Raw genomic sequence first — 11,618 nt, 5'->3', positions numbered from 1 at the left:
TTCAAGACTTCAAGACTTCAAGACTTCAAGACTTCAAGACTTCAAGACTTCAAGACTTCAAGACTTCAAGACTTCAAGACTTCAAGACTTCAAGAAAAACAAGGCTGCCAGTGGTAGACCTAAAGATCTAGAAGACTTGAGGTGTTTGAAATAAAAGACTTTTCATAGCTTTCCAACTCAATGTGGCTCTCGTGTCACTGATGTGCCATAGACAAAAAGATTCTTTTGTAATTCTTTTTAAATTCTTTTAAGAATCTTCATTGACATTTCAGATAAATCTTGTAAACTTGCTGCTTCATTAGTCAAACAGGGAATTTTATGGACAGTCTTGAGAAACTTGTATCTACCCAGATTCGCAACAGAAGCACGAACACGAACATGACTGCTGTCACTTTACGTATACCAGATGAGGAGTTAATCAGTCTTGATGAGGTTGCGTCTGAGTTGAATATGACTAGACAAGATGTTTTGGCACAGTTTGTAAGTTACGGCATAAATAAGGCTCAAGAAATGATCGCAAAACACGGTAATCAAGAAATTACGCCTGATAATTCACCTAGCAATCAGACAAGCTACTATCTATTGAATACAAATACACAAGAAGGAATGAGAGATCAGTACAACATGCTCACACAATCCTGTGCTGCTGCGTTTTTTGATCCCGCAAAAAGAAATATCGACAGATTGAAAGAGGGTGACAGGGTATTCCTTTATCAAAATCGGGTCGGGATTATTGCAACGGGCATTGCTAGTGGCACAACAATTATCTCTGACTATATCCATGAAACTGATGGCAATGTGTATCCTAATGAAACACATTGCCAGAAACTGGATAGTTTATTAAAAGATTTTCAAATTACACTGAAATCCTGTAAGGAAATCACAAAGACAAATCTTCCCATTCTTCGGGCGATGAGCCGTATTAGTGAAGAGCAAGGTAAGGCATTACTGCAAGAAGTAGAGCGTCTCAAGAATCAAAAGTAAGTTTTATCCTTTTCCGCGACGCGGAATAAAACACCGCGTAGCTTGTTCAGACAAAAACAATCCGTAGGCTGTCGGCAAAATTATTCGTCAAAAATCATACACCACGCAAATATTCCAACTCCGCTTCGAGTTCGCCGGGATCGTAGTTAACCACCGGAATATCGCGTTTAGCACACTCATCATAAAAGCTGTAACGGTCTATACCTGCAAACTCGCAAGCGAACCCAGCGGATATTTTTCCTGCATGAAACAGTGCAATGCCCGCCTCCAGCTTGATTTGCTTTTCCAGTTCGGGAAGCGTGTCACGCCCGAAATCTTCGGGTATCTCCAGTATAATTTGCATGTCGGACACCTGTATTTGCGTTTCCATACTCCATCATAACGTGAGATTTTCGCATGACCTACCAAGAATTCTACGCCCACATCGACTGCCGTTTCCCCTATCACGACACAGCCGCATGGCAGCAACTCATTGCGTAATCCCTAGAAATCGGTGGCGATGCGCCGTTTCTGGTGTTGTATGAAATTTGCATCCTACCTTCATCCGTCACCTTGAATCTTGAGCAGCACTTAGCAATGTATGCCTACTAGAAAGCGGCGTTTCATGGAGCAATTGTGAGCTTACCCCCAGCAATATTCCGCGCTGCGAGTAGCACTGTTTGCGTGTGCTGATGAGCAGGGTTTGGTCAATGCGACATATGAGGAAATTGTCAGTAAGTGGCAGCGGTAGGCATTCACTGAATCTCCACATCCTGCATCATGCCCGCATGTTCCAGCAAGCGGCTTGTCTGTTGCTGAATACTGCACTGCAAGCTTGCAACAAACTGCCGTTCTGCCGGAGTCTGCAATGCACACGCCGCCCACACGCGGGGCAATTGTTCCACAACCTGCTTGCACATCGCGGTAAGTGTTGCTTGCACCAGTGAGCGCGGCAAACCACAACTTTCAGCAAACGCTGTCAATTGAAAAGCGGAGATACAGGTATCGAAATCATCCCCCAATGCCATCGCCAGTTCCTGCTGGTATTCGGGGTAGACCGCGATATTGACCAAATCGTAGCAAGGCGCAGGTTCGATACCGTTTTTACCGACGAAAAAGCTGATGTTTTTGCCGTGTGCATCCCAATTACTGATGATGAGGTTAAATAGCACCCAGTCCAGCACGAATTTGCGGGCGAGCGCGGGCGAACGGCAATGATCACAAAAGGCGAATAAACGCGGCAGGCTTGCGCCATCACGAATATTTGCCACATCCCGGCTATTGCCAAAATTGCGTTCGTATTTGTATTCGGGTGGTAAATCCAGCGCCTGACAACCGTCAATCAGATGGCGACGCAATACCGTATCACCTTGGCGTTTACGGTCAAAACGCGTCACCAGTAAGGCTCGATGTTGCCCGAAACGGCGTAATTCAACTGCTGCCACTGACAGGCCGATGGCCTTAGCAAGCTGCATCACCAGATATTCATTCAGCACCACATGGTTCTGATTGGCAGGCTCGAATTTGAGGATATGAGTGGAACACAAGCTGCCTTCGCCAAATGCCAGCCCGCCTTGCGCATCTGCCAACACATTGATTTTATGTTGAACACCTGCCACCGACAGGCGCGGGCGACCATCCCACACGATCAGATTACGGGCGGGTTGATTGTCAAGGCGCTCCAGCAATTCAGCGGGCAAGATCGGGCGTAACTGGGAAGACAGCATGAGTTGCGCCGTATCCGGCAAAAACTGCAATGCACCCGGCGTATCTGCCCCCAAAGCACGGATAATGCCAAAGGTATTGGCACGGCTGAGTTGGTAGTTTTCCAGCAGGATGTCGAAGCCCTGACCTTCGGGCAGCAGGTTACGCAGGAAACGTTGCACCACCTGATGGTTCGCGGCGGGCATCAACGGCAAGTGTGGCGAAATGGCAAAACCACTGGCTTGCCATGCGGGTGCGTATTCCAGCGTCAATTGCCCTTGCGAGTCAGCCAACAAGAAACCGATGGGTTGCTCCCCCAAGTAAATCCGCAGACGGTGTTCATACCCAGTCATCGCTTTCACCTTCTGTCCACGGCTCCACCTTTAACCCAATACCAAGGCCATTAAGCACTTGCAACAGCGTGCCGAGTTGCACACCAGAATGTCCGCGCTCCAGCTTGCTCAAGGTATCCTTAGCAACGCCGAGTAATGCGGCGGCATCATCAATCCGCAAGCCGGACTGAGTGCGTTTAGCTCGGATGAATTGCCCTAGCAGTTCCGGGGTGAGTGCGCCGGGCTGTTGCGGGGTGGGAAGTGGGGTCAGAGGTCTCGCCATATTCAGTCACCATTGTTCCTGCTATTCAAGGAATAATAGCGTATTAAGAGCCGGATGCAAGATTGTTCCTACCACAACAGGAATAATCAGCCACGGTCAGCCTCCTCCAACATCCGCCGAATTTCATCTTCCCCCAGCGGTTCGGCATGTTTGACGCGCAGGCTTTCGTTCCACTCGCGGGCGAAATCGCGTTGCAGCCACCCATTCATACCTGCTGTTACCAGCATCGCCAGCAGCGCCCCCAAACTTGCCAGCCCCATATCCTTGTGCGCATCCCACACATCGCCTTGCGTACCGAGGTAAGCCATGCCCAATTCGCCGCCAAACACTTCCGCCACCGCCCATTCCACCAGTTCATACAGCATCGAGGTCGACATGGTTAAATCCAGCGGCAGGAAATAGCTCCAGAAGCCTTTCACATCAGCCACGCGGATAAACATTTCCCGCACCGGATACGCCAGCAACAGGCCATACAAAAAATGCACCAGCCGGTCAAAATGGTTACGCTCAAACCCCAACGCCTCGTTCAAGGAATAGCCAAACGCACTCTGCCACCACGGGTCATACGGCACTTCGGCATAGGTATAGTGCGTGCCAAGCTCATGCAGGAACAGGAAAATAAAGATCAAGGCATAGGAAAGGCGTGACAAGGTGAACGACTTGCGAGTGCTGAACAGCAAGATCACCGCCGCCAGCGACAGCACATTTTCCAACAGCCAATCGTGGCGGTAGAGCGGCGCAATCCCCAACACCACCGCCCACACCAGAAACAAACCCAATAACAGCAAGAACCAAGTGCGGTGTGTCATCGTTACTCCCGGAATTGTTCGCGATCCAGCCCGTACTTTTTCAGCTTGTCGGTCAGCGTTTTGCGCGGCAAGTCCAGCGCTTCCATCACGGCACGGGTATTGCCCTGATGGTGGTTGAGCGCTTGCACCAGCAGGGTTTTCTCAAAACAGGCCACTTGTTGAGTGAGTGACAAGCCTTCGAGCTTGTCACCCGCATTCATCAGCACCGCCAAGTCGAAATTGTAAGCTTCACCCAGCAGCACGTAACGCTCGGCAATATTACGCAATTCACGGATATTGCCCGGCCAGTCGTGCCCCATCAACACATGCAGTGCCTGACTGTTGAGTGGCGGCACTTCGGTTTCACAGCGAGCGGCGGCAATCAACACAAAATGCTGGAACAGCAGCGGAATGTCTTCACGCCGCGCCCGCAACGGCGGGATTTCCAGCGTCACCACGTTCAGGCGGTAATACAAATCCTGCCGGAATTCCGCGCGTTCTGCCGCCCCTTTCAAATCGACCTTGGTGGCGGCAATTACGCGAATATCAAGCGGAATCAATTTATTAGAACCCAGCCGTTCAATCTTGCGTTCCTGCAATACCCGCAGCAGCGGCGCTTGGGTCAGCAATGGCATTCCTTCAATTTCATCCAGAAACAGCGTGCCACCATTGGCGTGTTCAAACTTGCCGATTCGCTTACCTTGTGCCCCGGTGAAAGCCCCCGCCTCGTGCCCAAACAATTCGCTGTCGAGCAAACTGGCGGGGATCGCCGCGCAATTGATTGCCACGTAATTGTGATCACGGCGCAGGCTTTGTTCGTGGATGGAACGCGCCACCAGTTCCTTGCCCGTGCCGGTTTCCCCCATGACCAACACATCTGCGTTAACGTTGGCAATGCGGGTAATCATTTTGCGCAAGTTCATGATCGAGGGCGTTTGCCCAATAATGCGCGGGCCGGGGCGGGTCTGGTTTTCCAGCGCTTCTTTCAGAGCGCGATTTTCCAGCGTCAGGCGGCGTTTTTCACCGGCGCGTTTCACCACTTCCACCAATTGGGTGTTGGAAAACGGTTTTTCCAGCAGGTCATAGCCGCCCTTGCGGATGGCGGCTACGGCGGTGGCGACATCGGCGTGCCCACTGATCAAAATAACCGGCAAATCACGGTCAATTTTCAAGACACGCTGAAGGAATTCCAAACCATCCATCTCCGGCATTCGGATATCGGAAATAATCACACCCTCGAATTCCAGCGTGATTTTATGCAAAGCCTCGGCAGCACTGCTAAAGGTTTCCACCTCATAACCCGCCAGCATCAGCGATTGCGCGGTGGAATCACGCACGGCTTTTTCGTCATCGACCAGAATAATGTTGGGCGCGATCATGCTTGACCTCCGTCAGCGGCCTGTTGCAGGGTTAGGGTGAAAACCGCGCCACCTTGCGGGGCGTTCGTCACACTCAAATGACCATTCATGTCGCGGGCGAGTCGGTAGGAAATCGACAAGCCCAGCCCTAAACCTTTACCAATGGTTTTGGTGGTAAAGAAGGCTTCAAATACATGCGGCATGGCATCTTCGCTAATCCCCGCGCCATTGTCACGTACACTGACGCAGACTTGCCCATCTGCCGTTTGCACCAGAATCCAGAGGCGTTGTTCATCTTGTTCCAGCACCGCTTCAGCAGCATTGCTCAACAGGTTGACCAGAATCTGTTCCAGCCACACCAGATCGGCCTGCACGTAACGGGTCTGCTCGGCACGGTATTGTTCCAGCACAATTCGGCTTTGCGCGAGTTTCGGCTGGACAATGCTGAGGGCGGAATCCAGCGCCCGGTGCAAATCGCAGGTTTCAATCTGCCCGGCACTTTTGCGCGAAAAGGTTTTGAGTTGGCGGGTAATCGCGGCCATGCGTTCGGTCAAGCCAACGATTTCCACCAGATTGCTGCGGGCAATGTCCGGCTTGCCAATGTCGAGGAATTGCGTGGCATTGTCGGCGTAAGCACGAATCGCGGTCAGCGGGTTATTGATTTCGTGGTTGATCCCGGCGGAAAGCTGCCCCAGTGCTGCCATTTTCGCGGCTTGTACCAATTCTTCCTGAGTGCGGTGCAATTCACGGGTACGTTCGACCACTTTAGCTTCAAGTTCTTCACGAGCTTGTTGCTCGTAGTCACGGCGTTGGCGCTGGTTTTTCCACAAAACATACAACAGCAAAAGGGTGAGCAGCAGCATAAAAGCCGTTAACAGCACCGTTATCAGCACACTACGGGTGACGCTACTCCAATCGGTGAGGACATAGACATCCCAATCAATGAAAGTCATTGCCCTCTTGTGCACCAACGACTGCCGCCGCTCAACAGGTACTTGTTGCCACTCGGTAGTTGGGCTAATCGACCATTGCCCCGGCAGCGCTTCAATCACTTGCTGGTCATAACGCTGATTTTGATACAGAGCGGTTTGCGTTGCCTCAGATAAGGGCTGCAAGGAATGTAAACGCCACGCGGGTTCGCTAGACATGAACACCACCCCGTCACGGTCAGTCACTATGAAATCAGCGCTTTCCTGCTTCCATTGTTCTTCCTGAGTATTGATGTCGACTTTCACCACCATCACCCCCAACGGCTCGCCTGCGGCATCACTCACCGCATGGGCGAAATAGTAACCGCGTTTTTTGGAGGTCGTCCCCAATGCGTAGTAACGCCCCAACTGCCCCTGCATGGCTTGTTTGAAGTATTGGCGAAACGCAAAATTCTTGCCTACAAATGACGCGCCCGTATTCCAGTTACTCGCCGCAAGGGTGATACCATCCCGACGCATCAGGTAAATGTCGGCTGTTCCAGCAATACGGTTGGTGGTTTCCAAGGTGTGGTTGAGGGTTGCCAAAGCGGCAGAATCAGCGTTTGAAGAACGTAATACGGGGCGCAGATCAAGGGTTTTCGCCAATAATTCAGGCAGGTAACGGTGTTTTTCCAGTTCGGCAGTTAACTGCCCGACCAATTGCTGTGAGAGAGCAAGGGTTTCCTGACGCAAGCGTTGTTCGGCGCTTTGCCGCACCGCGTAGTAAACCGTCAGCAACGTTAAAGCCACAAACAGCACTACCAAGGCAAAGGCTACCGCACGGTTATGTGAAAGTAGCCTTCGCTGATGGTTTATTGCAATACCTCAACCTTCACCTTGGCAGTGCCGGTTCCCATCATGCCAATTTCTTTGGCCGCTGCTTTGGATAGATCGACGACCCGACCACCCTGTTTACTGAAACCACCGCGATCATTGACTTTAACTTCCACTGCCTTGTTGTTACGCAGGTTGGTGACGCGAATACGGCAACCAAACGGTAAACTACCATGCGCACAGGTAAGATCATCTTGGTCAAAACGCTCGCCACTGGCGGTTTTACGACCGTCGAATTTATCACTGTAATAAGAGGCTGTACCCACCTGATGCACTTTGTCGGATTCAGCGGATTTTTGAACAGAATCCGTAGAAGGTTGCAGGTATTTAGGTGGCTGTTGCGGCTTGCCCACAGCGCCCTCAAATGCGGTTGGCATCACATAATAAGCTTGCTTGGAGTCAGTGGATGGATTCCACGCTAACGAGGATGAATGTTGCTTTGGTTGGTAGCTAACACGCTTGACGGCAGATTTACTGTGCTTTTTACTGGCAATCTTACTTTGACTTGTCTTGGTTACCTTAGTTGTTTTAGTCGCTGATGTTTGAGTGGATTTTCCAACTTTATCTGACTTTTTTATATTTTTTATCAAAACTTTAGACTTGCTGGTTTTTTTGCTGACTCTTTTATTGCTTTTCTTACTTACTGTCACCTTACTAGCGGATTTTTTCTCTTTCGCTGCAACGGATGTTGGTAAGCTGAACGTGACGGCAAGAGCCAAAGCCGTTATGCCAATGCCGACAGGCCGAGTCCAACCTGATAATATATTATGCTTTACTATTTTCATTTTTTTCTATAATCCTCCGACTAAGATTAGCGTCGTTGCTAAGGATAACACGCACATTCTTATTGTAAAACACTCCAGGAAGTTCCATTGTCAAGCCCTATTCAGAAAAATCACTGAACTTTTCAAGGGTATTAAGTCTCTATATGATCGACATTGTGAAAGACTTATCCAATAACTGGGCTTACAATAACTTTTTATCTAACCTGTTTGTGAACGGGGCACTAGACTCATATTAGGTATGGAATTATGAAAAACGGGGAATCAATGCGAATTTTACATATTGGCGCACTATTAATGCTAGCAACGTCGCTAGCGGCCTGTAGCTCCCAAAATGTTCAGCCAAACACAGCGCTGGCTAGTAATGGGGATACACATGCGCAACCTGAACTTTTTGAGGTATCTCAGCCTCAACCCACTACACGCAGCACACAATCTCAACCTTACATTCAACAACAAAATCAGCAGATTGCCTCAACAAATAGAGAAAATAACAGTACACCTGCTGCCCAAATAACACCAACCCAACTAGGTTCAGCAGGGGCTGACAAGACCTATCGTGGCCAAGGCCGACTGAATAGACTACCTGACAATATCGCCAGCAGTCTGCGGCTGCGTGGCCTACCAGAGCAAAACCTTGGGGCGTATGTCCGCCCGGTTAGCGGGGCACAACCACTACTAGTAGCCTATGCTGATACTCCCCGTAACCCCGCATCTACGATGAAACTTGTTACAACCTATACAGCCTTAGGTGTACTAGGCCCAAACTACCGCTGGCCTACAGAAATTTATACAACCGGCAACCAAATGGGTGACACGTTGCAAGGGGATGTCGTTATTAAAGGTTACGGCAACCCTAACTTCGGTGAACAAGATTTCCGTCAATTGCTACAAGCCCTACGGGCACAGGGTGTGCGTAATATCAACGGTAACTTCGTCGTCGATAAAAGTTACTTCAATGTGCCACAGCAAGCGGCTATCGATAACAATGTGAATGCTGATTACAACGCCCAGCCAGAAGCATTGCTCTATAACGAACGCGGCAGTTGTTACGAAATGCGCAACAAAGCAGGGCAAGTTGAGCGCATGTGCCCGATCAAACCGCGCAACGGTAGCGATCTAAACGCCAATCTGTTCGCCGATTTCTGGCGTATCTGGGTGGGTGAAATGAGCGGCACGCTAAATGGTGGCCTACAAGTACAATCCGTACCGGCGGGCGCAAAACTGGTTAATACGCAGTATTCATCTCCCCTGCGCGACATCATTGTTGAAATCAACAAAGAAAGTAATAACGTCAAAGCCCGCCAATTACTCCTTTCTGCGGGAGCGAAACAATTCGGTGCACCGGGTACAACCCAAAAAGGGGCTGGTGCAGTGGGACAGTGGCTAGAAAGCCGGGGACTGCGCTTTTCTAACCTAAAAATCGAAAATGGTTCTGGCCTCAGCCGGATAGAACGTATTTCAACGCGGGAAATGGGGGAGATGTTAGTCGACGCCTATAATAGCCCTTATCGTGATGATTTAATGCGCTCAATGGCGGTACTTGGTACAGATGGTACTGTAAAAAATCGTCTGAAGAATTTGACAGGACGCGGTAAATTCAAAACAGGAACATTGCGTGATGTACGTGCATTAGCTGGCTACTTGACTGCTGCCAATGGACAAACCTACGTCGTTGCCCTATTACACAATGATGCCAATATTCGTGCTACTGCCAAAGAAGCACATGATGATTTGGTAGAGTGGGTATACTATGGTTCTCAAAATAATGTCGCAAGCGCACAATAAATAAACAAAACCGATTAATGATCGAATAAAAAAACCCGCTTACGCGGGTTTTTTTATGTCTACTTTATAATCATTCTTATATTTTATATAATCATAATCATTCCAAATGATATGAATAATACCCAGCCTAACATTTCGACTATTTCTTGAATCGGTATTTCTAAAACCGTCATTTGATAAAAAACAATGATAAGAAGCATTGGTAATGCGTCATGCAGATTCTCGACAAGAGAATTGCATAAGTTATTGATTTTTTTAGTCATATTTATTAACCCTTATACGGGTGCCTTATCAAATGGCAATTAGTTATAATAATCAGATACACTATAACACATACACTAGCATTACGATAATGATCAGCACCTGAATCCATTTAACTATTGTTAGCCAGCTCTCAACCCCGAAAGCTTCTTTATCAGAGTAAATAAATAGCAAAAATCACGCAAACTAAATTATCTTATCAATAATGATTAAATTTCCCCCCAGAGATCATGTTCATCAGCATGAGTAATGCGCACTTGGGCAAACTCTCCAACGGGTAACTCCACGCCTTCAATAATAACCTGCCCATCAATTTCAGGCGCATCACGATGGCTGCGAGCAATACTTTGTCCATCACCAGCTTCATCCACCAGTACAGTCATGGTTTTACCGATCAAACGACTAAGCTTTGCCGCACTGATCTCCGCCTGTACTTCCATAAAGCGCTCTAAACGCTCCTCTTTGACTTCCTCAGGAACAGCGCCGTCGATAGCATTGGCGGGCGCACCGTCCACTGCTGAGTACGTAAAGGCGCCCACTCGGTCAAGTTGCGCTTCCTGCAAAAAGTCCAACAGCATCTCAAAGTCGTCCTCGGTTTCACCGGGGAAACCCACAATGAAGGTACTGCGCACCGCGATATCCGGGCAGGTTTCACGCCAGTTTTTCAAACGATCCAAGACTTTCTCTGCATGAGCCGGGCGACGCATCGCCTTCAGCACCGAAGGACTGGCGTGTTGGAAAGGAATATCCAGATACGGCAAAATTTTGCCTTCCGCCATCAACGGAATCAGGTTATCAACGTGTGGGTAAGGGTAAACATAATGCAGACGCACCCATACACCCATGTCGCCCAAGGCTTCCGCCAATTGCTGGGAATGGGTTTTGATCGGGCGGCCTTGCCAGAAACCAGTACGGTATTTCACGTCAATGCCATAAGCACTGGTATCTTGTGAAATCACCAGCAATTCTCTGACACCGGCATTCACCAGATTTTCAGCTTCCTGCAACACATCACCGATCGGGCGCGATACCAGATCACCCCGCAATGACGGGATAATGCAGAAGGAACAACGGTGGTTACAACCTTCCGAAATCTTCAGGTAAGCGTAATGGCGCGGCGTCAGGCGCACACCCTGTGGCGGGATCAAGTGCATATACGGGTCATGCAGCGGCGGCAGATGCGCGTGTACCGATTGCATGACCGCTTCATAAGCATGGGGGCCACTGACCGCCAGCACGTTAGGGTAAGCATCCAGCACCTTGTCGGCGTTTGCCCCCAGACAGCCAGTGACGATCACCTTGCCATTTTCATGCAAAGCTTCGCCAATCGCATCCAGCGACTCTTCCACCGCCGAATCAATGAAACCGCAGGTATTCACTACCACCAGATCGGCATCATCGTAACTGCCGCTGATTTCATAACCTTCGGCACGTAATTGGGTAAGGATACGTTCGGAATCTACCAATGCTTTGGGGCAACCGAGACTAACGAAACCGACACGGGGCTGAGCTTGCTTCATAACTAAATAGGGGCTAAGTAATTGGAAAGGCGGTAAT

10 protein-coding genes are annotated in these 11,618 nt (G+C 49.4%); 2 read left to right on the top strand and 8 right to left on the bottom strand.

Annotated features, from left to right (window positions below; all coding sequences use genetic code 11):
* Positions 1-378 precede the first annotated feature (378 nt).
* Positions 379-984: a hypothetical protein gene (locus tag Q394_RS0113240; RefSeq protein WP_156946871.1), complete on the top strand. Its 606-nt coding sequence runs from the start codon at positions 379-381 to the stop codon at positions 982-984.
* Positions 985-1,078: 94 nt separating this feature from the next.
* Here the strand turns inward: Q394_RS0113240 and Q394_RS0113235 are convergent, their stop codons facing one another.
* The 7 genes from Q394_RS0113235 to Q394_RS22745 form a co-directional block, all read right to left on the bottom strand.
* A complete protein-coding gene (locus Q394_RS0113235) occupies positions 1,079-1,327 on the bottom strand; it encodes a UPF0175 family protein (protein WP_084260475.1) in 249 nt (82 codons plus the stop codon).
* 391 nt (positions 1,328-1,718) lie between these two features.
* The gene (locus Q394_RS0113230; protein ID WP_028489695.1) at positions 1,719-3,020 is read right to left on the bottom strand and encodes a HipA domain-containing protein; all 1,302 of its coding nucleotides are present in this window, start codon (positions 3,018-3,020) and stop codon (positions 1,719-1,721) included.
* Entirely contained in the window at positions 3,007-3,282 is a 276-nt protein-coding gene (locus tag Q394_RS0113225; protein WP_028489694.1) for a helix-turn-helix domain-containing protein, read from the bottom strand. Before Q394_RS0113225 ends, Q394_RS0113230 begins: the two co-directional genes overlap by 14 nt.
* 86 nt (positions 3,283-3,368) lie before the next feature.
* A complete protein-coding gene (locus tag Q394_RS0113220; protein ID WP_028489693.1) occupies positions 3,369-4,091 on the bottom strand; it encodes a DUF2238 domain-containing protein in 723 nt (240 codons plus the stop codon).
* A gap of 2 nt (positions 4,092-4,093) precedes the next feature.
* The gene (locus Q394_RS0113215) at positions 4,094-5,449 is read right to left on the bottom strand and encodes a sigma-54-dependent transcriptional regulator (RefSeq protein ID WP_028489692.1); all 1,356 of its coding nucleotides are present in this window, start codon (positions 5,447-5,449) and stop codon (positions 4,094-4,096) included.
* Positions 5,446-7,146: a sensor histidine kinase gene (locus Q394_RS0113210; protein ID WP_156946870.1), complete on the bottom strand. Its 1,701-nt coding sequence runs from the start codon at positions 7,144-7,146 to the stop codon at positions 5,446-5,448. The genes Q394_RS0113215 and Q394_RS0113210 overlap by 4 nt, the downstream gene beginning before the upstream one ends.
* 62 nt (positions 7,147-7,208) lie before the next feature.
* Positions 7,209-8,015 (bottom strand): septal ring lytic transglycosylase RlpA family protein, encoded by an 807-nt coding sequence (locus tag Q394_RS22745; RefSeq protein ID WP_211248812.1) that lies wholly within the window; start codon positions 8,013-8,015, stop codon positions 7,209-7,211.
* 264 nt (positions 8,016-8,279) lie between these two features.
* Between Q394_RS22745 and Q394_RS0113200 the strand changes: the two genes are divergently transcribed.
* A complete protein-coding gene (locus Q394_RS0113200) occupies positions 8,280-9,800 on the top strand; it encodes a D-alanyl-D-alanine carboxypeptidase/D-alanyl-D-alanine-endopeptidase (protein WP_028489690.1) in 1,521 nt (506 codons plus the stop codon).
* Positions 9,801-10,270: 470 nt separating this feature from the next.
* Here Q394_RS0113200 and rimO read toward each other — a convergent pair whose 3' ends face one another.
* Positions 10,271-11,581 (bottom strand): 30S ribosomal protein S12 methylthiotransferase RimO, encoded by a 1,311-nt coding sequence (rimO, locus tag Q394_RS0113190; protein WP_028489688.1) that lies wholly within the window; start codon positions 11,579-11,581, stop codon positions 10,271-10,273.
* Positions 11,582-11,618: the final 37 nt, after the last annotated feature.

This window comes from Thiothrix lacustris DSM 21227 (genome assembly GCF_000621325.1).
GTDB classification, from domain to species: Bacteria; Pseudomonadota; Gammaproteobacteria; order Thiotrichales; family Thiotrichaceae; genus Thiothrix; species Thiothrix lacustris.
Note: the sequence above shows the minus strand (reverse complement) of the source record. Positions and strands in the feature narration are given on the sequence as shown.